A 22,053-nucleotide genomic window follows, 5' to 3' on the forward strand; every position below is an offset into this window, starting at 1 on the left:
CCGCCATCGTAATGCATTGCGGATGGATGTAAATGCAGGCCCGGTCAGGCTGCGGGATCGGTGATGTCGGTGCAGATGTATTTCATTTCCATGTATTCATCCATGCCGTAGCGCGATCCCTCGCGCCCCATGCCGGACTGTTTGATGCCGCCAAAGGGGGCGACCTCGTTGGAGATCAGGCCGGTATTGTGCCCGACCATGCCATATTCCAGCGCTTCGGCCACGCGGTGGGCGCGAGCATGGTCGCGGGTGAAGAAATAGGCGGCTAGGCCGTATTGCGTATCATTGGCCATGGCTATGGCTTCGGCCTCGGTATGGAAGCGGAATAGCGGGGCCACGGGGCCGAAGGTTTCCTCGCGCGCGATGCGCATGGCGGGAGTGGCGTCGCGTAGTACGGTGGGCTGGTAGAACAGGTCGCCCGCCGTGGCGCGCGCGCCGCCGCACATGACGGTCGCGCCATGGGCCACCGCGTCATGGACATGCTCTTCCACCTTTTCCAGCGCCCCTGTGCTGATCAGTGGCCCGATGACGGAATCAGGGTCGCTGCCTGGTCCCACGCGCAGTTTTGCCACCACGCGGGCGAAGCGGGTGGCGAAGTCGTCATAAATGCCATCCTGCACCAGAATGCGGTTGGCGCAGACACAGGTCTGTCCGGCATTGCGGTATTTTGCGGCAATGGCGCTTTTGATCGCCTGTTTGATATGGGCGTCGTCAAACACGATCAGGGGGGCATTGCCGCCCAGTTCCAGTGACAGGCGCTTGAGCGTGGGTGCCGACTGCGCCATGAGGATGCGCCCGACCTGCGTGGAGCCGGTAAACGACAGCTTGCGGATTTCAGGGCTGGCGCACAGGGCCTTGCCCAGTATTACGCCATCGCCGGGCAGGACCTGCAGCAACCCTGCCGGCACGCCGGCCTGCTGGGCCAGTTCAGCCAGGGCGAGCGCGGTCAGCGGTGTCTGTTCCGATGGCTTGACGATCATGGCGCAGCCCGCCGCCAGCGCGGGGCCAGCCTTGCGCGTGATCATGGCGGCGGGGAAGTTCCACGGCGTAATCGCGGCACATACGCCCACAGGCTGGCGGATGACGCTGAGCCGCGTGGCCGGGTTGGTGGGGGGAATGATATCGCCATAGGCGCGCATGGCCTCGGCTGCGAACCATTGCAGGAAGCTTGCGGCGTAGCGTATCTCGCCCGCTGCTTCCGCACGGGGCTTGCCCTGTTCGGTCACGATCAGGGTGGTCAGGTCATCCAGGCTGTCCATGACCAGATCGTGCCAGCGTGTCAGGATCACCTGTCGCTGGGCGCCGGTGCGGTTGCGCCATTCGGCCTGAGCGGTTACGGCGGCGGCAATGGCGTGCGTTACGTCCTGTGCGCCGCATTCGGCCACCTGTGCCACCAGCGCGCCGGTGGCCGGGTTGTGTACGCCGCGTCGCGCGCCATCCGCTGCCGGGCGCCACGTACCGTCAATCAGCGCGTTCTGGCGGAAAAGGGATGAATTGGCGAGCTTCAGGGCCATGGCGGTCTCCGGTCTGGGCACAGGGGGGTGCAGGCGGTGCCTGCGGGGTTCAGGCCGCAGCTTACGCCTGCGCCCGCTGGATGATGATGGTGATCCCTTCATCAATGATCATATCCGTGGCCGTCAATGGTAAACGATGGAATGGTTGTGCCTGATACGGGGGCTGCCATGTTCTTCAAGAATATCATTGGCGGCATGGTATCCTGACCGGGATGGATAACCCTTTGCTGGTGGTGTGCTCTGGCCCTTCTGGTGGCTGTCGGATATGGAAGAGGGCAGGTTGTGGCCGGAGGAGATGGCGTGTTCCTGAGACAGTTGACATATCTTATAGCGCTTGATCACTACCGGCATTTTTCACGCGCGGCGGAAAGCTGCGGTGTGTCGCAACCCGCGCTTTCGGCGGCGATCCGCCAGCTTGAATCCGAACTGGGCATTACCATCATCCGCCGTACGCGCCGATTCAACGGCCTGACGGATGAGGGCAGGCGGGTGCTTGACTGGGCACGCCAGACTCTGGCGGCGCTGGATGGCCTGCGGCAGGAAGCGGCCTTTGCCCAGCAGGTGGCCGGCGGCACGCTGTCCATTGGCGTCATGCCACCGAGCCTGCAGGCCATGCCCCTGCTGATGGAAAGTTTTCGTACCGCCATACCCGGCCTGCACCTTCAGGTCAGGTTGGGGTCAAGCACGGATACCATCCATGGCCTGCGCCAGCAGCAGTTGGATCTGGGGCTGGTCTATCTTGACCAGATTCCGCCCGATGGGCCTTTTGAAACCCGGTCCCTCTATACCGAACAGCATGTGCTGGTGGCGGCGGAACCACTTGAGCTTCCGGCCGGGCGGCAGGACTGGTCCTGCCTTGCGGACCTGCCGCTATGCCTGCTCAGCCCCGAAATGCGCACACGGCAGATCGTGGATGCGGCCTTTGGACAGGCAGGCGTAACCCCAACGATCATGCTGGAGACGAATTCGCTCGAAATCCTGTATGGTGAAGTGCTGGGTGGCCGTCTGGCCAGTATCCTGCCAGTTGCAGCGCTTCCCACCCATACCGGTCGGAATCGCTTGCAGATACGCCCGCTTGGTGCCTGTGCCGTGCCCGAAGTAGGGCTGGTGCGACTGGCCCCGACCCAGCCTACGACGCTGGCAACCCGGGTGTGGGAAATCGCGGCCACGCTGGAGATGCGTGATGTCTTTGCAATTGGCTGATGGCGCATGAGGCGCCATCAATGCCGGAAGCGGCAGAGGCGGCCCATAACCCGCATTGACGCGGGGTAGATATAAAAACGGCAGGAACCGAGGTTCCTGCCGAAATTATCAGCCAATCTTCAGATTGACTGCAGAAGACTTGCCGTTACGACCTCTTTCGAGGTCATACGTCACGGCCTGGCCTTCGTTCAGGGTCTGCTGGCCAGCCTGCTCGACTGCGGAGATGTGAACGAAAGCGTCAGCGCTTCCATCATCAGGCTGGATAAATCCAAAGCCCTTCTGGGCATTGAACCATTTAACTGTTCCTGCGGCCATGTGTTGGCCTCCTTGCGTAACCGGCACCCACGCGAACATGCGCGGAATCGAGACTTTTCGTTTTATCGGGGATGCCAGAAGGCCGCGTAGCGTGGCTGCATTTGAAATCTTGTCCGTAGCTGAAAAGTCCAGCCGTGCGGACCCTTCTACAGAAGCCGCGCGCAAATAGCACGGGAAATATTGAAAATAATGAAAATATTTTCCGTAAGGCACGCAGCCCGGGTGCCGAAACCACTGCTCCGTTACCGAAAAAACTGTGTAATTCCGCGAAATACTGATCAGGGAATCGCTTTTTACAGGATGCACCACTGGCGCATCATGTTGTGATAGATGTTGGTCAGCGACAGCACGGCCGGGTCGCCATCCCCCAGACGTTCGCGCAGGCTGGTCACCTGCATGTCCAGATCGAACATGATCTGCCTGCGGCTCTCCTCCGCAATCATGGACTGTGACCAGAAAAATGCAGCAAGCCTGCTACCGCGGGTCACGGGTGTTACACTGTGCAGCACGGTAGTGGGGTAGAGGACCATGTCACCCGCCGGTAGCCTGATCGCCTGCTCATTGCCATTGGCGTGCATGGTCAACTCCCCGCCCTCGTATTCATCGGGGTCGGAAAAGAACAGGGTGGAGGACACATCGGTGCGGATGCGCGTGTGGATGCCACCTGCCAGAATGCCCCTTATGGCATTATCCACATGCGCGCCGAACTGCATGCCGTTCTCGTAGCGGTTGAACAGCGGGGGGCTGACCCGGTAGGGCAGCACCGCGCTGTTGAACAGGGTATTGCGACCCAGTGCGCGCAGCACGATCTCGCCCAGTTCGCGGCAGGCCGGGGTGTCACGCCCAAGCTGGAGGTTATTCTTGGCCTTGGCCGACTGCACGCCCGCCGTCTCGCGGCCATCGGTCCATTGCGCGTTTTTCAGCGTTTCACGGCAATAGGCCAGTTCATCGACATTCAGCAGGGCAGGGATGTGCAGCAGCATGGCGGAACCTTGGGCGTAGGACAGATCAGTACTGTGCCGAAATATTGAACAGGAACGACCGCCCGATGGACGGTGTGACGCGGTTGGAGAACAGGCTGCCGTAGTTCAGCCGGTTATCAAGGTTATAGGCGTTCATGGCCACTTTCCAGTGGTTGTCGAAATGGTGCGAAACCATGGCATCGAACTCGACCGTGGCGGGCACGCGCGCTGTGTTGGCCTGGTCCAGCCATACGCCCTGCCGCCACGTAATGCCGCCGCCTATGGCCATGTTCCACGGCTTGCGCGGGGCGATTTCATAGCTGGTCCATGCCGTGGCCTGGTTGTGGGGCACGTACTGGATCTGGCCGCCCAGCTTTGATGTGGGGGAACCGGTCTTGGTTATGGTCGGGTCATACAGCGCATAGGTGCCATAGAACATCCAGTTGCGCAGCAATGTGCCCGATACGCTGAGTTCAAGCCCCTGGTTGCGCTCCTGATCGCTGGTCGCACTCACGTCGCCGGTGGAGGGGTCGGTCTGGACAGCATTATTTTTTTCCAGCCGGAACAGGGCGGCGGTAAAGCCGATCCGGTCGTGGAAGGCGCTGTATTTGGCACCGACCTCATACAGCCTGCTGCGCTCGGGTGATGCCGTTGCGCTTTTGGCCGTCATGGGTTCTGAACTGTTGGTGACATACAGGCTGAGCGGCGTAGTGGATTCCGACCAGTTGAAATAAACCATCAGGTTGCTGCGCGGGGTGTACATGATGCTGACGGAGGGGTTGATGGTGGTCTCGTTCTGCCCGTAATGCACGTCCGGTGTGGCGGTGCTGCCGCCGGTGGCGCTGTAATGGCTGTTCCAGTTGTCCCACCGGAAGCCTGCCTTGACCGACAGGTAATCCGTCAGCCACACTTGGTCTGACAGGAAGAAGCCAACGTCCAACGCATCGCTGTCCTTGTAGCATTTGCGGCCCACACCGTTACCGATATTGACCAGGCGGTTGGGGTACTGCGCGCAGTCTCCCAGCAGCAGGCCGGGTACGGCAGGCGAGGGGTCAAGCAGGCTGGTGCCGGGGCGGTTAGAGCCATAGGCATAGTTCTGGCGGTGATCAGTCACGTATTCCATGTCAAACCCGCCGATGATCTCGTGGCGGATATGTCCCGTTTTAAGGTGCGCCACGCCGGAGAACACATCCTGGATCGACCAGTCGCTCTGCCGGTAGGGCTCCGGCCCACCCACGCCGCCATTACGCGCCACCTGTGCCGCGGCAGGGTTGGATGAGAAGAAATCGGACTGGCAGGTGGAGGAGGGGGAGACGCCACCGAACGTGTTGTTTTTCAGGACCGCGCCGCTGCTGAAGTTTGAGCACGCTTCCTGCGATGCGGAGAAATAGCGGTGAAAAATACCGCCGCGCATGTCGTTATATAGTGTCAGGATCGGGCTGACCTTGGCTGTAAGCCGACCAGTGATCATGTCCGTGCTGGAATCATCCTGATCATAGCTGGTGCCGTACCAGTTGGTGCGCTTGACGCCGTATTCGGTAACCGGGCGGCCAATGGCGTTGGCGGATGAATAGACCACCGGCACGCCGTAATCGGGAATGCGGTTGTCGTTCTGGTGGAAATATTCCAGCACGAACGATACTTTTTTGCCCAGCCCAAAGGCGATGGAGGGCGCGATCCCCCAGCGATGGGAATAAAGCGCATCACGTCCCACCACGTTGTTCTCGTTGCCCATGGCGGTCAGACGGAAGGCGGTGGAACTGTTCAACTGGTAGTTCACATCCATCGTGCCCCGGTAATAGGACCCACTGCCGCCCGAAAAACTGGCCTGGTAGCTGTTGCCCAGATGTGGGGTCTTGGTCACGATGTTGATCGCGCCACCCGTGGTGCCGTTGCCGAATACTTCCGATGAAGGCCCTTTGATGACCGAGACATGGTCGTAATAGAAGCTGTCGCGTGTGTAGACGCCAAAATCACGCAGGCCATTTTCATAAATATCGTTCTGGGCGGCAAAGCCGCGGATCAGGAACTGATCACCTGCCATGCCGCCTTCACCCTCGCCAACCGAGGCGGTAATGCCGGGTACGTTCTTCAGTGCCTCATCAAGGGATTTGACATTCTGCTGTTGCATCAGGATCTGCGGCACCACGTTTACGTTCTGTGGCGTGTGCATGGCATCTTGCGGCATGCGGCTCAGGCCGATGGGTTCATGCAGCACGTTCATCGGTGAGGCCGTGACGTGGGTCAGGTCATGCGAGGTATCGGATGTGTGGTTATACAGATCCTGCATGGTGGGGGCCTTGTCCGGTGCGCTGGCTGTTTTGGCCGTGTCACTGGTCTTGGGAGTGTTGGCTGCCGGGTCGGTGGCGGCCTGCGCACCGCCTGTGGCACAGGCAAGGGCCATACTGGCTGTAAGCAGAGAGAAAGGCCGCAGTCTGGGGCGGATAACGGGATGGGGGGTCTTGTCTGTCATAATTGCAACAGCCTCTTAATTGCAGAAGGCTGCGATACATTTTTTGATAGTTATTCGCAATATCATCAAAGACAGATAAGAGGGCCCTGTCACCTAAATGCAACAAATTCTCATTCTTAAAATGAGGAACAAAGCAAAAAAAAGCCCTGCATATGATTTATGCAGGGCCGATATGCGTATTATGCAATACCTCCAGGGGAGGTGGATGCAGTTAGAGGTTCGCAATGACCTTCAGCCCCACCAGCGCCGCATTGGGGATGTGCTTGGTTTCGCCCGGACGGATCATGTATTCGAATTCGGGTTGCACCAGAATGCCGGGCACCGCATCGATCGCGTAATAGGCTTCGATGATATGGGAATTTGTCTGCGGCGCGCGCACCGAGGTGCCGAGTGAATAACCGGCTTCATAACGCAGGATCTGCCCTTCCTCCTTGCGGTGGCTGACATGGTACCACGAATACATGATGCCCAGCCTGTCCGTCACGCGCGACGGGATGACACCCGCAAAGGACAGGCCGCCATAGGCCTGATCCGAAATTGAGGTAACATGGGGCGTGTTATGGATATAGCCCGCCATCAGGTAACCACCCGCCATCTGGTTGCGCCCGCCACGACGGTAGACCATCTGATCGCCTTCAAACCAGAACATGTCCATAGGCGCTGAACGCTGATGACCTGCCGCGGTGCGCAGGGCCGCGGGCAGACCGATCCCGACCTGGTCGGGGTAGCGCGTGGTGTCATGCGCGTAGCCCAGCACGTAATGCCCCGGCAGGCGGTTGCGGGTCAGGAACGGCTGCCATGTAAATTCGACGGGCAGCATCAGTCCGGTGGCCTTTTCTGACCCCCATGCCCACCCGCTGGGGTTGTCGGACAAAGCGTTGACCGAGTAAGCACCAAGCTGGATGGCGGTGTCACGCGTGGGGCGCATGCGGATGCGGCTGCCCCATGTGGCTTTGGGATACACGCTAAAGCCAGGATCGAGCTTGAGCGCGACGGGGGCTGAGCATGTAACCATGAACGAGCACAGCAGTGGCGACGTTGCGAACACATGCGTCAGTGCCATGCGGCCAAAGGTTACATCCAGCCGGTTGTCGAGCAGTTTCTTCTCGGCATAGAAATCAACCAGATGGGCCACCACGTTGCCCGACAGGCCATAGACTTCCTGTAAATTGACGTAATATTCCCCCACCCGGTCGTGGCTTACGGCGCGACCCGCGCGTTCCATCACCAGTGTGTGAACGGACCAGCCTTTTATGCCAGCCATCTTTTCCAGGTCGAAGTTCACCTGCGCGGTCAGTTCGTGCACATAGCTCATGCCACGCTTCACCCCGCCATTGATCACGCCCATGGCCTCACCCTTGTAGGTGAAGGCAAAGCTCACGCCATGGTCGCGCAGCCTGTTCCGTAGCGGGCTGAGTTGCGGCACCAGGTGTCCGCTGCCTGCTGTGGGCACATAATATGGGTCTTCCAGGTCGGAATCATGCTGTGCATCCACCCAGGCGGGCAGGAAGCCCGATGGACCCTCGTGGTGTGTCAGGGCATCAAGTTCTATCTTGTGGAAGGCCTTGGAGTCACCGGGGCTGCTGACGGGGGCCACGCTGATGGTTGCAAGCCCGGCCGAAGGGTACAGCGGCACCCCGCTTGGCGGGATGGGCGTGTTGGGCGGCCGGCGAATGGCCTGGGGCGTGGGGCCAAGGCGTTCGGCATCAATCATGTTGAGCCTGATCTGGCTGGCCTGTGGGGCAGATGTTGCGGGAACGGCCGGTACCGCATTGACGGAAACAAGCGAGGGCACGCCCCCCGCTGGGGCGACCTGCGCATGCGCTGCGGGCAGCGCCGTGGTGGCCGTGCCCATGGCTAGCAGCCATGTACGGGTACGGAAAAACGGATGGCGTGCACGCCCGTTGCGGGCATGCCGGATCTGTTTTGTCATGTCTGTCGGTTTTCTCGTGGCCCGGTCAGCAGCGACGGGGCATGGATACGCGGCGAGGATGCCGGGTGGGGTACGCTCAGCCGTGCGACCGGAGGGCGGCAAGGCGGGCGGGGACAACAGGTACCCAAGTGGGATGAACCGGATCAATCATGATGTGTCTGACCATTTGTTATTATTTTTTATGGTCGGAACAGTATAGGATAAAATTATCAAAACGCCAAATTATTTATAACTATATTAATTTTGCATTGCACAAATTATAACTTTATTTCAAAAATCATTCTGCTTTTAGTTGTTTACACATCATGGTATCGCCCATGTCAGCCCATGGGGCAGGTCGGGAATGGGGGAATGGTGTGGCGGCGCTTGTTCTGCTGGTGGTTGGCCTGATTGTGGGTGCCCTGGGGGTGTGGTTTGTTCTGAACCGGCATGCCGTGGCCGAGCGACTGCCCTATTATCCCGCCATGCGCGTGGCGGTGGATCCCGTGCATGGTGTGGATGAGGACACGATCGCGGTGGATGACCTGCCTGTGGCCCTGCTGGTGCTGGGGCGCAATGGTCGTCTGCTGCATGCCGGGGCCCGCGCGCAGGGTGAATTTGCCGAAGGGCTGGGCGCCATGATCCGCCATCCCGCCCTGCAGCGCGCCGTAAGCGAGTTGCAGCCCGGCAGCGTGACCGAAGTCCGGATTGAGGCGGACGTGCCGGTGCGCCGGGTGGTACAGGGTTTTGTAAAGGCGGCGTTGTGGCACGGGCATCCTGCCTGCGTGGTGGTGCTGCTTGATGCGACCGCACGTGATGCGCTGGATCGTGCGCGCAGTGATTTTGTGGCCCATGCCAGTCATGAACTGCGTACGCCGCTTGCCGCCCTGATCGGCTTTATCGAGACGTTACAGGGGCCTGCTGCAAATGATGGGGCCGCACGGCAGAAATTTCTTGGTATCATGGCGCGTCAGGCCAGTCGCATGCAGCGCTTGATTGACCGACTGCTCTACCTGTCACGGGTGCAGATGCTTGAGCACCAACGCCCGCAGGGGCAGGTGTTGTTGACCGACCTGATGGGCCGCCTGCGTGATGAGTTGCAGGGTAAACCCGCCGAGGAACGGGCGGCGCTGGTTGTCCATGCTGCCCCGCCGGGCAGCCTACGCGGCGATGCGGACCAGATCCTGCAGGTGCTGGTCAATCTGTGTGAGAACGCGCTGCGCTATGGTCGGCCGCAGTCACCGGCGGTGCCGCGTATCGAAATCGGGACGCAATGGCTGGAAACGGGCGGGCTGCTTCTGTCCGTGCGTGATAACGGGCCGGGGATCGAGGCACAGCACCTGCCGCGCCTGACCGAGCGTTTCTACCGTATAACCCAGCCCGCCGGGCGCAATACGGGCGATCAGGGCACGGGGCTGGGCCTTGCCATCGTGCGCCATATCGTGGACCGCCATGGTGGGCGGCTGGACATAACCAGTGTACCGGGGGAGGGAACGTGCTGCACCGTCTGGCTGCCTGGTCAGCCGCTTGCAGCGGGTGAGGGCGATGGCAGTGGCATTCATACGGATTGATATTATCAAACGTAATGTTTTTAATATGGCTCTAGTTCTGTGTGTAGTCTGGTTCAGACCGTGTTTCGCGCTTGACGGCAGCCAGACGTGCATGATGTAGTAAGCGGGAGAGTAGAAGCGGTCGGGATCTCTGTCCTGGGCATTGCTCCGCACCAATCTTTTCCTGATTAGTGGGCCGCTGAAATGCACACATATTTCCTGATATCCAGGCACGCCGTAAATGGTCAGCGCAAGGCCGCCGGTATGATGTTGTCGTGCATCTGCAACACCCGTCCGCAGGAATGAACATCCTACCCGGAGAATACGGCATGTCTGCTCACTCTGAATACAAACTGGCCGAACTTGAGCGTGAAACCCGGATCGGGGGCGCTGGCATCTGTGTTGCGCGTGAAATTCCCCGCATCGACATTTCGGATTATGCGCACCGCAAGGAAGCCATTGCCGATGCGCTATGGGAAGCCGCAACTCAGGTCGGCTTTTTCCAGGTGTTTAATCACGGCATTCCCGAAGAGGACATTGACGCAGCCTTTGCCACCGCAGGCGAATTCTTTGACCTGTCCATGGCGGAAAAGGAACGCCATGCCCGCAGGCCAGACTCGAACGCGGGCTGGGAATACCGCGCGCAGGTCCGTCCTTCCACCGGCACACCAGATAACAAGGAATCCTACCAGATTACCTTGCCGGACATGGCGGGCCTGTGGCCCACCGCCACGGAACTGCCCGGCTTTAAGGAACGGATGTGCCGTTTCGAGCGACAGAACTGGGAACTGGGTATGAAGATCCTGTCCTGTTTTGCAATCCGGCTGGGCTTCGATGCGGATTTCTTCACCCATAACCATGATCCGGCATCGCCTTATTACCAGAGCACGCTGCGCCTGATCCATTACATGAGCATGGAAGCTGCTACGGATGCGGATTTCGACCTGTGGCGCGCGGGCGCGCATTCCGATTTTGACTGCCTGACCCTGCTGCACCAGCGACCGGGGCAGGGTGGCCTGCAGGTCTGCCCTGGCATGGAGGCGGATGCGCCTGCCTGGACCGATGTGCCCCCGCTGCGCGGGGCGGTGACCTGCAATATCGGTGACATGCTGATGCGCTGGAGCGATGACCGCCTGCGCTCCACTTTGCACCGGGTGCGCATGCCCCGACGCGATGAATATCTGGGACCACGGCTGTCGTTGCCGTTCTTCTGTCAGGCCAACCGTGATGCGGTGATTCAGGGGCCACTGAAGAAATACGCGCCCATCACCGCAAGCGATTACCTGAATGAACGCATTCGTGCCAACTATACCCCCCGCGCCTGATCGCGCAGGGGCAGGTGCCCAAATAATTGCGGCGCAGTCCTCCCCTGCGCACGAAGTTCAGGAAGATAACGTGTGCGCGGCGGATATGCATGCGGGAGGGATAGACGGGATGTAGCGTCACCCCCATCTACGCATCGGCGCTCAGATATTCGATCAGCCTGCCGCATTTCGGGTCATCGGCAATGTCCCACGGCACCTTCGGTGCAATGTCTTGCTCGTTTACCGCCCAGTCATGCACCACTTCGCTGCCGGATGGCGGGGGCGGATGCTTGCTCTGCTGATGCCGGGTAACCAGAGCCGGGTGGATGAAGGGATGTTCCTCAACAGCGCCCTGCCTGCATATGGTGCTGGCGGTGGGGCTGAGCGTACTGGTGTTCCGCCTTGTGCTGCCCTTCCGCGCGCGTGATGAGCGGCTGTGATTTGGCCTGCACATTCGTGGTGAAGCGCGGCGGCTGTGTCCTGTGCCGCTATCCGCTTCACCCCAATGGTGGATCGGGACCAGCGTGGACCGGATCGGGAGCGTGGTGCGCCACGCGGCGCAGGCGGGGGACCATACGGCAGCGGGCGGCATCCGGCTCATGCTTTTCTCCATCGGGCTGAATATCCTGCTTTTGCGCCAACTCAAGCGGCAGCGGCGGGATGCAGCGTCATCGGTCATAACCGCGCTACTGCGTGCACTGGCGCACTACCGACCGGCAAGCCTACGCGGCATTGCCGTGGTACGGGCCGACCCCGGCAACGGGTGCCTGCTGGAAGTGCTGGCCTGCCATGATGGTATTGGCCGCACGGCCACGGTCTGCATCACGGTCATGGAAGCAGGAGTAGAATACCCCGCCTGCCGTTCGGGACATGGAGTGCGGTATTCACATTTATCTGTTGCATGCTCCCACGCCGTGCCGGGCATGATGGTAGGCAGTGGCGTGGCCTCATGATAGGGCAGGGAAAGCACTATGATCGGGCAGAAAGTGGCCCGCTGTTTTGTTTACGTGTGCCGGACCAGGCCTGCACCGGTAGATAGGGGATTAAAGACGCAGGGCATGAGAAAAGGTTATGACCTCGACCTGCTGCGCAGCCTTCAGGCACTGATCGAGGAGGAAGGGGTCTCCCACGCCGCGCGCAGGCTGCATATAAGCGAGGCCGCCATGAGCCGCAGCTTGGCCAAGCTGCGCGTGGTGTTTGGTGATCCGATCCTGGTGGCATCAGGTCGTCGGATGGTCGCCACATCCTTCGCGCTGGGGCTGCGTGAGCGGGTGCAGGCGCTGGTCAATGGCGCGGATGCCCTGCTGGAAGAGCAGGAAGCGCCAGACCTGGCCGGGCTTGCGCCGCATTTTACCCTGCGAGCCAATGATCTCATTGTTGGTGCGTTTGGCGCGGCAATCCTGACCGCGCTGCGGTTGGAGTGCCCCGGCTGCGCCATCACCTTTGCCCCTGAGACGGATGAGGAACCCAGCGATGACCTGCGTGAAGGCCGTGTTGACCTGTATCTGGGGGCAACCGACGATATGCGCCCAGAAATCCGTCGCCAGAGCCTGTTCCCCACATCATTCCGTGCGCTGGTGCGCGCCGACCACCCTATTTTGAGTGAAGGCATAACCCCTGCTTCAATAGCGCGGTATGAGCACATAAGTGTATCGCGCCGGGGGCGCCTGCATGGTCCGATTGATACGGTGCTGAAAGAACGCTTTGGCCTGAAGCGGCGTGTGGTGATGGTCGTGCCCACTTATTATGCCATGGTCGAGACCCTGCGCATGACGGACATGATCCTGCCGCTGCCGGGAATTGCCATCGATTACCTGCCCATCCGTTCCATGTACCTGGCCGCGTTCGAATTTCCCTTCGACCTGCCATCCGTGCATCCATTCCAGGCATGGCACCCAAGGCGTGACAGCGATCCCGTGCACCGCTGGCTGCGTAATACGGTCTATCGTGTGGTGCGCCAGCGTGGCGAGGGACCGCCAGAAGGTTTCTCCCCCACTCCGGCTGGGCCATAGCTGCAAAATTATGCAGAAGTTTTTGATGAAGTTTTTCTAAAAAACTTCAAAGAATGCCGTCTCTTTGGAATAAAGGGCGGCATCCGAAGATTTTTTTACCAGAGCATTTCCACTAAAACCCGGTTCAGTGGAAATGCTCCAGTTTATTATTTTCACGAGCATCTTCATCTGTTCTGACAAGATACTCTGCAACAGGCTTTTACTGGCCGTAGCGCACAACGCCCAGATCTTCATGCGCGATGTCGGGCATACGACCGGACATGATATCGGCCAGCACCTTGCCTGACCCGCACGCCATGGTCCACCCCAGCGTGCCATGACCGGTGTTGAGGAACAGGTTGTCATAACGCGTGCGGCCGATGATGGGTGTGCCATCCGGTGTCATGGGGCGTAGGCCGGTCCAGAACTTTGCCCCTGCAATGTCGCCCCCGCCAGGGAACAGGTCGGTCACGGAATGCTCCAGCGTCTCGCGACGGGGTGCGCGCAGCGTGGTGCTGAAGCCTGCAAGCTCCGCCGTGCCGCCAATGCGGATGCGGTTGCCCAGACGGGTGATCCCGATCTTGAAGGTCTCGTCCATGATGGTGGAGACGGGGGCCTGCTTTTCGTTGATGATGTCGGCAGTGAGCGAATAGCCCTTCACCGGGTAGATGGGCAGGTCCAGCCCCAGTTTGCGCACCATGGCCGGTGAATAGCTGCCCAGTGAAACCACATAGGAATCCGCCACCATCTGGCCGCGGCTGGTCTCGATGCCGGTAATGCGGCCGCCTTCGGCCGTCATGGTGCGGATGCTGGTGTCATAATGGAAGGTAACGCCCGCCTCCGCCGCCTTGGCCGCAAGGCGCTGGGTGAACAGGAAGGCATCCCCCGTCTCGTCACCGGGCAGGCGCAGGCCGCCCACGATCTTGTGCGCTGAAGCGCCAAGTCCCGGTTCAGCCTTTACGCATTCCCCACGGTCAAGCAGTTCGTAGGGCACGCCATACTGTTCCAGCACGCGGATATCGCCCGCAATGCCGTCCATCTGCTTTTGCGTACGGAATAATTGCAGTGTGCCCTGCTGGCGGTCATCATAGGTGATGCCGGTGCTCGCGCGCAGGTCGCGCATCACATCGCGGCTGTATTCGGCAATGCGGACCATGCGGCCCTTGTTGCGGTCATAGGCGGAGGTGTTGCAGTTCTCCAGCATCTGCACCAGCCACTTCCACAGATGCGGGTCAGGCATGGGCCAGAACACGAAGGGGCGGTATTTCATCATCAGCCACTTAACGGCCTTGAACGGAACGCCCGGCCCCGCCCATGGCGAGGAATACCCCGGCGAGACCTGCCCCGCATTGGCGAAGCTGGTTTCAAGCCCAGCTTCCGGCTGGCGGTCAACGACTGTAACCTCATGGCCAGCCTGTGCAAGATACCATGCCGATGTCACACCAACGACACCGCTACCCAGAACGATGATCTTCATTACAAACGTGCCTCTTCTGGCAGGGGGAAACGGATCACGCTACCTGTGGCAGGTAGGCGCGATGGAAACGCGAGCCGAGTGCCGTCAGCACTTCATAGCCGATGGTGCCTGCGGAATGGGCCACGTCATCCACGCTGCGGTGGGGGCCGATCATGTCCACATGGGTTATCTGGTCCAGCACGCTTTCGGGTACGTCGCTTACGTCAATGGTCGTGGAATCCATGGAAATCCGGCCCAAAATCGGTAGGCGGTAGCTGTCCAGCCATGCACAGCCGCCATTATTGGCACCCTGGCGCAGGAAGCCATCGGCATAGCCTATGCCCAGCGTGGCAATGCGTTTTGGTCCGCTGGCGCGCCATGTCAGGCCATAACCCACGCCATTGCCCGCGCCGATGGTGCGGCGCTGCACGATCCGTGCCTGCAACCGCACGGTGGGGTGGAGCGGGTTGGGAGCGTCGGCGTTGGGGGCAAGGCCGTAAAGGGCTGCGCCCGGCCGCACCAGGTCAAAATGGTAATCCGGCCCCAGAAAGATGCCCGATGAGGCCGAAAGTGCCAGCGGGGCCGCTGGCAGCAGGGCCGCCATGGCGCGCAACCGGTCGCGCTGCATGGCATTGGCGGGGTTGTCAGGTGTATCAGCGCAGGCAAGGTGGCTCATGACCAGACGGGTATCAATGCCCTCCAGCAGGGCAGGGGTGGCGGCCAGTATCGCCACATCCGCTTCCGACAGGCCAAAGCGCGACATGCCGGTATCAACCTGTATGGCTGCGGGCAGGGCCTGCTGGGTCTGTGTCGCATGTGCATGCCAGCCCGCAATCTGCTCCATGCTGTTGAGCACGGGCAACAGGGCATGGCGGGTGAATTCCTGCTCCGTACCGGGCATGGGACCATGGAGGACAAAAATTTCCGCCGCAGGGCTGACATGGGCGCGCAGGCGGATACCTTCTTCCAGATGGGCGACGAAAAAGACCTTCGCCCCCGCCTGTTCCAGCACCGGGGCCACCTTGTGCGCCCCCAGACCGTAAGCATCGGCCTTGACTACGGCGGCGCAGGTCGCCTGTCCGGCGCGTGCATTGAGTAGCCGGTAATTGGCCGCGATGGCACCAAGGCTGATTTCCAGCATGGCCCCGGCGCCGGGTGCTGCCCACCCGGTGGCGGGCGTGGGAAAAGGCAGGTTGGTCATGCGCGGCGAACTCCAGCGGGCAGGGTGGAACAGAACTGATCGTATGCGTTGGTTAATGAAATGTCCTGTCGTTCAACACAATATTATGCAATTAATAGCATTTGTTACACAATTATATACGACAATGAGTGGAAAATTCACCATGCCATTCGATCGGATGACCGATGCCATATTGCGTAACCTTCGCCATGACGGGCGGATGAGCAACGCAGAGCTTGCGCAGCGGGTGGGTCTGTCGCCATCGGCATGCCTCAGGCGCGTGCGCATGCTTGAACAGGAAGGCGTGATCCGCGGCTACCGTGCCCTTGTGGATGAACGCTCGATCCATGGCATGACGACCGTGATCGTGCAGATTACGCTTGAGCGCCAGACCGAAGAATGCCTGCGCCGCTTCGAGGCGCGCGTGCGCGAATGCGCCGATGTGCGCGAATGCTACCTGATGACAGGGGATGCCGACTATCTTGTGCGCGTGGAAGCCCGCGATGCGGCGGATTATGAACGCATCCACAAGGAAGAACTCTCCCGCATGCCAGGTGTAGCGCGGATCCAGAGCAATTTCGCCATCCGCACCGTGGTCCAGCGCTGACAGGGCCCGCGTAACCTGCCCCCGCTAGAGGCAGGTCCCGCCAGATGGGCTTGTCCGCAAGCCTGTACTGCTGCCGGCATGGTCCGGCAGCAGGGGGCAGGGAGTGCTTCAAGATATGGGGGGAACGGCCTGGCCTGCATGGCGGGGAATGAAGGGCCGGATGAGAAACTGGTAGCAGCCCGCTCCCAGCACACCCCCCAGCACCGGCCCAGCAACAGGTACCCACCAGAAATGATCCGGTCCGGGCAGGGCTGCGTCTCCCCATCCGGCCAGGAAGCAGAACAGGCGCGGCCCGAAGTCACGCGCGGGATTGATGGCCCAGGCTTCCAGATAGCCCGAGCACGCCCCGATGCTGGCGACCAGCAGTCCGATGATCAGCGCGCTGGAATTCGCCTGCGGGGCCATGGTGTTATATTCGCATGTGATGGCGAAGATGCCGAATACCAGCAAACCGGTCAGGATTATCTCATCCACGAAGGCGTGGAACGGGGTGATGAACTCACCCGGATGGGTAAAGAACACACCTGCGGCCCCGCCATCGGCACGGGTTATGGCATGCAGCTGGTTGTAGTGGTCAATCACAGGTTGGTAGAGCGTATAGACCAGGGCCGCCCCGATTACGCCCCCCAGAACCTGTGCCGCGCAGTAGGCCGGCACCTTGCGCCACGGAAAACCGCGATACAGCGCCAGTGAGATCGATACGGCCGGGTTGGCATGCGTGCCCGACACGCTGCCGGTTATGTAGATGGCAATGGTGACCGACAGCCCCCATACAATACATACACCCCAATAGGCGAGCTTGTAGGGGCTCGGGTCATACAGCGTGTACATGGCGGCCACGGAATCACCGAGCAGCACAATGATCAGGACCGCGATACACTCCGCGATCAGTTCCCCCAGGAATTGTCTGTCTTTCAACATATTGGCCCACTTTATTCTTTTATTATCATTTGATGGGAATGGGCTGCGGACCTTCTGGTCTTTTTCCAGCTCCACCATGTTCTTAAACGAACATGGTGGGTGGGGGAAGAGGCTGGTACGGTTGGTAGGGTAAGAGAGACTCCTTTTTTTATTTATTTCAATATATTTCATTAAACCTCTCCAACCTTACGGATTTCGGGTGGCGGCCTGACCTGTATGCACAGGCCCATCGATAGGGGCATAATAAGGGTGACGCATGCGCGATTTCGCACATGCACAAAAATACAGATCCATATGGAATGCAGGTAATGGCGAATTTATGGCTGAGTTATTAATAAACAGAATAGAAAATATTTTAGGAAACGGCAGGAGGCATGTGCGCTTTCTCTCTTGAAGCGCGCTCCATGTTCGTTTACGAACATTTTATCAGGAGGAGCATCCACTATGGTGTCCATGGACGAAACACTCAGCCCCCCCCCCGTGCAGGACAGCCCATTCGACCTGCTGGTCGTGGGCGGGGGCGTCAACGGTACAGGTATCGCGCGTGATGCCGCAGGGCGCGGCGCATCCGTCCTGCTGGTCGAGCAGGATGATCTGGCCAGCTACACTTCATCTGCCAGCACCAAGCTGATCCATGGTGGCCTGCGCTACCTGGAATATTACGAATTCCGTCTGGTGCGTGAGGCACTGATCGAACGCGAACGGCTGCTGCGCATCGCCCCGCACATCATCTGGCCCATGCGCTTCGTGCTGCCTTATACCCCGCAGGCACGTCCCGCGTGGATGCTGCGCCTTGGCCTGTTCCTGTATGATCACCTAGCGCCCAACATGACCTTGCCCAAGTGCAAATCGCTCGACTTTCGCACCAGTTCAGCGGGCAAGCCACTCAATGGCAAGCTGGCGCGTGGCTTCGCCTATTCCGATGGCTGGGTGCAAGATAGCCGCCTGGTCGTGCTCAATGCCATGGATGCCAAGGCGCGCGGGGCCGATATCCGCACGCGCACCCGCCTGGTGCAGGCCCGCCGCGTTGATGGGCTGTGGGAAGCGGTGATCGAGAACACACGCGATGGCAGCCAGCAGACCGTGCGGGCGAAGATTGTGGTCAATGCCGGTGGTCCGTGGGTGAGCGAAGTGCTACGCGAGCGTGCGCAGGTGGAGACCACCAAGAACGTACGTCTGGTCAAGGGCAGTCACATCGTGGTGCCACGTCTGTTTGACGGGCCGCAGGCCTATATCCTGCAGAACCCGGACAAGCGCATTGTCTTCGCCATTCCCTATGAGCAGAAATTCACCCTGATCGGCACGACCGACGTGCCCTGGACGCAGGCCCCCGGCCGGGTCGAGATCTCGCCTGACGAAATCAGCTACCTGTGCGAAAGCGTGAGCCGCTACTTTACCAAGCCCGTAACCCCTGCGGATGTGGTGTGGAGCTATGCTGGCGTGCGCCCGCTCTATGATGACGCGGCCAAGAATGCCTCTGCCGTGACGCGTGATTACGTGCTGGATGTGGACACGCAGGGCAACCAGGCGCCGATGCTCTCCATCTTTGGCGGCAAGATCACGACCTTCCGCCGCCTGGCCGAACATGCGATCGAGAAGCTCCAGCCCTTCCTGCCGGTGCTGTCCGCACCCGGCTGGACGGCGGACAAGGTGCTGCCCGGCGGTGATCTGGGTGAGGGCGGGTTTGAAGGGGCAATGGGCCGCCTGGCGGCGAAAGCCCCCTTCCTTGACCAGCAGTTGTGCTGGCGGCTTGTGCGTAATTACGGCTCGCGCGCCGATGTGATCGTAGGCGATGCCCGCAGTATGGAAGACATGGGCGAACAGTTTGGCGGCGGCCTGACCGCGCGTGAGGTAGAATACCTGATCGCGCATGAATGGGCCCAGACCACCGAGGACATTCTGTGGCGGCGCTCCCGTCTTGGCCTGCACGTTACGGATGAAGATGCGGGCCGTCTGGACACCTATCTGCGTGGCCGCCAGCCAGTTGCGGCGAAGGCTGCCTCGTAACGGGCGGTTCCGGCAGTATTCAGGCCGCTGGCAGCATGCTACCGCCTGCGGCCCAAACCAGCATCCGCCCGTAAGGGCAGGAGAAGACAATGAACAAGAAGAACAGAATTCTCGCTATTGATCAGGGAACAACCTCCACCCGCAGCATCGTGTTTGACCGCGATATCGCGGCCCTGTCTGTTGCCCGTGTTGAATTTGCCCAGCATTATCCCAATCAGGGCTGGGTAGAGCACGACCCGGAGGAAATCTGGTCCAATGTGCTCTCCACGGCACGCGAAGCCATTGAAAAGGTTGGGGGGCCTGCCACCATCGCCGGTATTGGCATTACCAATCAGCGCGAGACCATTGTCGTATGGGACCGCAAGACCGGCAAGCCCATTCATCGCGCCATCGTATGGCAGGATCGCCGCACCACGCCGGTCTGCATGCGCATGCATGAGCAGGGGCATGAACCCCTGGTGCGCGAGCGCACCGGGCTGCTGCTCGATCCCTATTTTTCCGCCACCAAAATTGCCTGGATTCTGGATAATGTGGACGGCGCGCGTGCGCGCGCCGAACGGGGCGAACTGGCTTGCGGCACCATCGACAGTTTCCTGCTATGGCGGCTGACGGGTGGCCGCGTGCATGCAACCGATATGACCAACGCATCACGCACGCTTCTGTTCAACATCCATACCTGCATGTGGGATGATGAACTGCTCGCCCTGTTCAACGTGCCGCGCGCTATCCTCCCCGAAGTCCGTACCAACAGCGAGATCTTTGGCGAGACGGAAGCCGACCTGTTTGGCGAACCGCTGAAAGTGGCCGGCATGGCAGGCGACCAGAACGCCGCCATGGTCGGCCAGGCCTGTTTCAAGCCCGGCACCGCCAAGGCCACCTATGGCACGGGCTGCTTTGCCCTGCTCAATACCGGCACTACACCCGTCAAGTCAGAAAACCGCATGCTGACGACCATCGCCTATCGTATTGGTAAGGAGACGGTCTATGCACTGGAAGGCTCGATCTTCGTGGCTGGTGCCGCCATCCGCTGGCTGCGCGACGGGCTGGGCCTGATTACCCATGCCTCCCAGACTGATGACATGGCGACCCGCGTGCCGCATAGCCATGGCGTGTACATGGTCCCCGGCTTTGTGGGGCTGGGCGCGCCGCACTGGGACCCCGATGCCCGTGGCCTGATCTGTGGCATGACACTTGGTTCAACTGCCGCGCATATTGCCCGCGCGGCGTTGGAGTCGGTGGCCTACCAGACGCTGGACCTGATGGAAGCCATGCGCGAGGATGGCGGTGGCAGGCTGAACGCACTGCGTGTTGATGGCGGCATGTCTGTCAATGACTGGTTTTGCCAGTTCCTGGCCGATATGCTCCAGACCCCGGTGGAACGCCCCCAGCAGGTCGAGACGACCGCGCTGGGCGCTGCCTTCCTGGCGGGACTGGCCACGGGTGTGTGGGGCAGCATTTCCGAACTGGAGGGCACCTGGACACGCGGGCGCCTGTTCCGCCCGACGATGGACAAGGAGCAGCGCGATAGTATGGTTGCGGGCTGGCGTCTGGCGGTGCGCCGCACCCTCAGTTCCACCGTAGCCGCCTGACCAACGAATACCAGAACACAGGAAAAGAGTGTTTCATGACCTCCACACGGCATAATCCCTATCAGGTTACGGATCGCAATCTTGCGCTTGAACTTGTCCGCGTGACGGAAGCGGCAGCGGTCGCTGCGTCCGCCTGGACGGGCCGCGGCCTGAAGAATGAGGCCGATGGCGCGGCGGTGGAGGCCATGCGACGCGCCTTCGATACGGTCGCCATCGACGGTACCGTCGTCATCGGTGAGGGCGAAATGGATGAAGCCCCGATGCTGTTCATCGGGGAGAAGGTGGGCGCAGGCGGCCCCGGCATGGACATTGCCGTGGACCCGCTGGAAGGCACCAACCTGTGCGCCAAGAACCTGCCCAATGCCCTGACTGTCGTGGCGCTGGCGGAAAGCGGCAACTTCCTGCACGCGCCCGACATCTACATGGACAAGATCGTGGTCGGCCCGTACCTGCCCGAAGGTGTGGTTGATCTGGACAGCACGATTGAGGCCAACCTGAAGTCGCTGGCAAAGGCCAAGAAACGCGATGTGTCCGAACTCATGGTCTGCACGCTTGACCGTGAGCGCCATGAGGAACTGATCGCCCGCGCCCGTGCGGTTGGCGCGCGCGTGACGCTGCTGAGCGATGGTGACGTCGCGGCCGCCATTGCTGCCTGCCTTGATGATAGCGAGATTGACCTTTACGTCGGCTCCGGTGGCGCGCCGGAAGGGGTTCTGGCTGCCGCCGCCGTGCGCTGCGTGCATGGGCAGATGCAGGGCCGCCTCATGTTCGAGGATGACGGCCAGGTCGAGCGGGCACGCAAGATGAACCCCGGCGCCGACCCGTCACGCAAGCTGGCGCTGGAAGACATGGCGCGTGGCGATGTACTTTTTTCCGCTACAGGTGTGACCGGGGGCGAGTTGCTGCGCGGCATCCGGCGTTCGGGCGTGCGTACGGTCACGCATTCGCTGGTCATGCGCTCCAAGTCTGGCACGATCCGGTTTGTCGAAGGCCATCACGATTACCAGACTAAGAACTGGTGAACATTTCATCGATTGCATAATAACAATAACAGGCAATAGAGGAACGA

At 60.6% G+C, this 22,053-nt stretch carries 17 protein-coding genes; 9 read left to right on the forward strand and 8 right to left on the reverse strand.

The window, feature by feature from the left end:
- Nucleotides 1–44: 44 nt before the first annotated feature.
- Nucleotides 45–1,514, reverse strand: coding sequence for an NAD-dependent succinate-semialdehyde dehydrogenase (locus tag GLX_RS01370; RefSeq protein WP_014104263.1), 1,470 nt, complete (start codon nucleotides 1,512–1,514; stop codon nucleotides 45–47).
- A 300-nt stretch (nucleotides 1,515–1,814) separates the two neighbouring features.
- Between GLX_RS01370 and GLX_RS01375 the strand changes: the two genes are divergently transcribed.
- Nucleotides 1,815–2,717, forward strand: a complete 903-nt coding sequence (locus GLX_RS01375; RefSeq protein WP_014104264.1) for a LysR family transcriptional regulator — start codon at nucleotides 1,815–1,817, stop codon at nucleotides 2,715–2,717.
- 108 nt (nucleotides 2,718–2,825) lie between these two features.
- Here GLX_RS01375 and GLX_RS01380 read toward each other — a convergent pair whose 3' ends face one another.
- The 4 genes from GLX_RS01380 to GLX_RS01395 all read right to left on the reverse strand — a co-directional run bounded on the left by GLX_RS01380 (nucleotide 2,826) and on the right by GLX_RS01395 (nucleotide 8,400).
- Complete coding sequence (locus GLX_RS01380; protein ID WP_007398099.1) at nucleotides 2,826–3,032, reverse strand: cold-shock protein; 207 nt, start codon at nucleotides 3,030–3,032, stop codon at nucleotides 2,826–2,828.
- A gap of 293 nt (nucleotides 3,033–3,325) precedes the next feature.
- Complete coding sequence (locus tag GLX_RS01385; protein WP_014104266.1) at nucleotides 3,326–4,015, reverse strand: Fe2+-dependent dioxygenase; 690 nt, start codon at nucleotides 4,013–4,015, stop codon at nucleotides 3,326–3,328.
- Between the two features lie 25 nt (nucleotides 4,016–4,040).
- Complete coding sequence (locus tag GLX_RS01390; RefSeq protein WP_014104267.1) at nucleotides 4,041–6,467, reverse strand: TonB-dependent receptor; 2,427 nt, start codon at nucleotides 6,465–6,467, stop codon at nucleotides 4,041–4,043.
- A gap of 211 nt (nucleotides 6,468–6,678) precedes the next feature.
- Complete coding sequence (locus GLX_RS01395; protein ID WP_014104268.1) at nucleotides 6,679–8,400, reverse strand: carbohydrate porin; 1,722 nt, start codon at nucleotides 8,398–8,400, stop codon at nucleotides 6,679–6,681.
- 317 nt (nucleotides 8,401–8,717) lie between these two features.
- On the opposite strand from GLX_RS01395, the gene GLX_RS01400 reads away from it, so the two are divergent.
- The 4 genes from GLX_RS01400 (at nucleotide 8,718) to GLX_RS01420 (ending at nucleotide 13,245) form a co-directional block, all read left to right on the forward strand.
- Nucleotides 8,718–9,950 (forward strand): sensor histidine kinase, encoded by a 1,233-nt coding sequence (locus GLX_RS01400; RefSeq protein ID WP_050856078.1) that lies wholly within the window; start codon nucleotides 8,718–8,720, stop codon nucleotides 9,948–9,950.
- 308 nt (nucleotides 9,951–10,258) lie between these two features.
- Complete coding sequence (locus GLX_RS01405) at nucleotides 10,259–11,254, forward strand: isopenicillin N synthase family dioxygenase (protein ID WP_041247050.1); 996 nt, start codon at nucleotides 10,259–10,261, stop codon at nucleotides 11,252–11,254.
- Nucleotides 11,255–11,757: 503 nt separating this feature from the next.
- A complete protein-coding gene (locus GLX_RS18850) occupies nucleotides 11,758–12,186 on the forward strand; it encodes a hypothetical protein (RefSeq protein ID WP_231850373.1) in 429 nt (142 codons plus the stop codon).
- Between the two features lie 105 nt (nucleotides 12,187–12,291).
- Nucleotides 12,292–13,245, forward strand: a complete 954-nt coding sequence (locus tag GLX_RS01420) for a LysR family transcriptional regulator (RefSeq protein WP_041247053.1) — start codon at nucleotides 12,292–12,294, stop codon at nucleotides 13,243–13,245.
- Nucleotides 13,246–13,444: 199 nt separating this feature from the next.
- Here GLX_RS01420 and GLX_RS01425 read toward each other — a convergent pair whose 3' ends face one another.
- Entirely contained in the window at nucleotides 13,445–14,701 is a 1,257-nt protein-coding gene (locus GLX_RS01425) for a D-amino acid dehydrogenase (protein ID WP_014104273.1), read from the reverse strand.
- A gap of 34 nt (nucleotides 14,702–14,735) precedes the next feature.
- Nucleotides 14,736–15,881: an alanine racemase gene (gene alr, locus GLX_RS01430; protein WP_014104274.1), complete on the reverse strand. Its 1,146-nt coding sequence runs from the start codon at nucleotides 15,879–15,881 to the stop codon at nucleotides 14,736–14,738.
- Nucleotides 15,882–16,023: 142 nt separating this feature from the next.
- Between alr and GLX_RS01435 the strand changes: the two genes are divergently transcribed.
- Nucleotides 16,024–16,467 (forward strand): Lrp/AsnC family transcriptional regulator, encoded by a 444-nt coding sequence (locus GLX_RS01435; RefSeq protein ID WP_041247054.1) that lies wholly within the window; start codon nucleotides 16,024–16,026, stop codon nucleotides 16,465–16,467.
- A gap of 108 nt (nucleotides 16,468–16,575) precedes the next feature.
- Here the strand turns inward: GLX_RS01435 and GLX_RS01440 are convergent, their stop codons facing one another.
- Nucleotides 16,576–17,388 (reverse strand): MIP/aquaporin family protein, encoded by an 813-nt coding sequence (locus GLX_RS01440; protein WP_041247055.1) that lies wholly within the window; start codon nucleotides 17,386–17,388, stop codon nucleotides 16,576–16,578.
- 444 nt (nucleotides 17,389–17,832) lie between these two features.
- Here GLX_RS01440 and glpD point away from each other — a divergent pair, with 444 nt between their 5' ends.
- The 3 genes from glpD (at nucleotide 17,833) to glpX (ending at nucleotide 22,006) form a co-directional block, all read left to right on the forward strand.
- Complete coding sequence (glpD, locus tag GLX_RS01445) at nucleotides 17,833–19,395, forward strand: glycerol-3-phosphate dehydrogenase (RefSeq protein WP_014104277.1); 1,563 nt, start codon at nucleotides 17,833–17,835, stop codon at nucleotides 19,393–19,395.
- A gap of 89 nt (nucleotides 19,396–19,484) precedes the next feature.
- Complete coding sequence (gene glpK / locus GLX_RS01450; RefSeq protein WP_014104278.1) at nucleotides 19,485–20,984, forward strand: glycerol kinase GlpK; 1,500 nt, start codon at nucleotides 19,485–19,487, stop codon at nucleotides 20,982–20,984.
- A 35-nt stretch (nucleotides 20,985–21,019) separates the two neighbouring features.
- Nucleotides 21,020–22,006, forward strand: coding sequence for a class II fructose-bisphosphatase (glpX, locus tag GLX_RS01455; RefSeq protein ID WP_014104279.1), 987 nt, complete (start codon nucleotides 21,020–21,022; stop codon nucleotides 22,004–22,006).
- Nucleotides 22,007–22,053: the final 47 nt, after the last annotated feature.

This window comes from Komagataeibacter medellinensis NBRC 3288 (assembly GCF_000182745.2).
GTDB classification, from domain to species: Bacteria; Pseudomonadota; Alphaproteobacteria; order Acetobacterales; family Acetobacteraceae; genus Komagataeibacter; species Komagataeibacter medellinensis.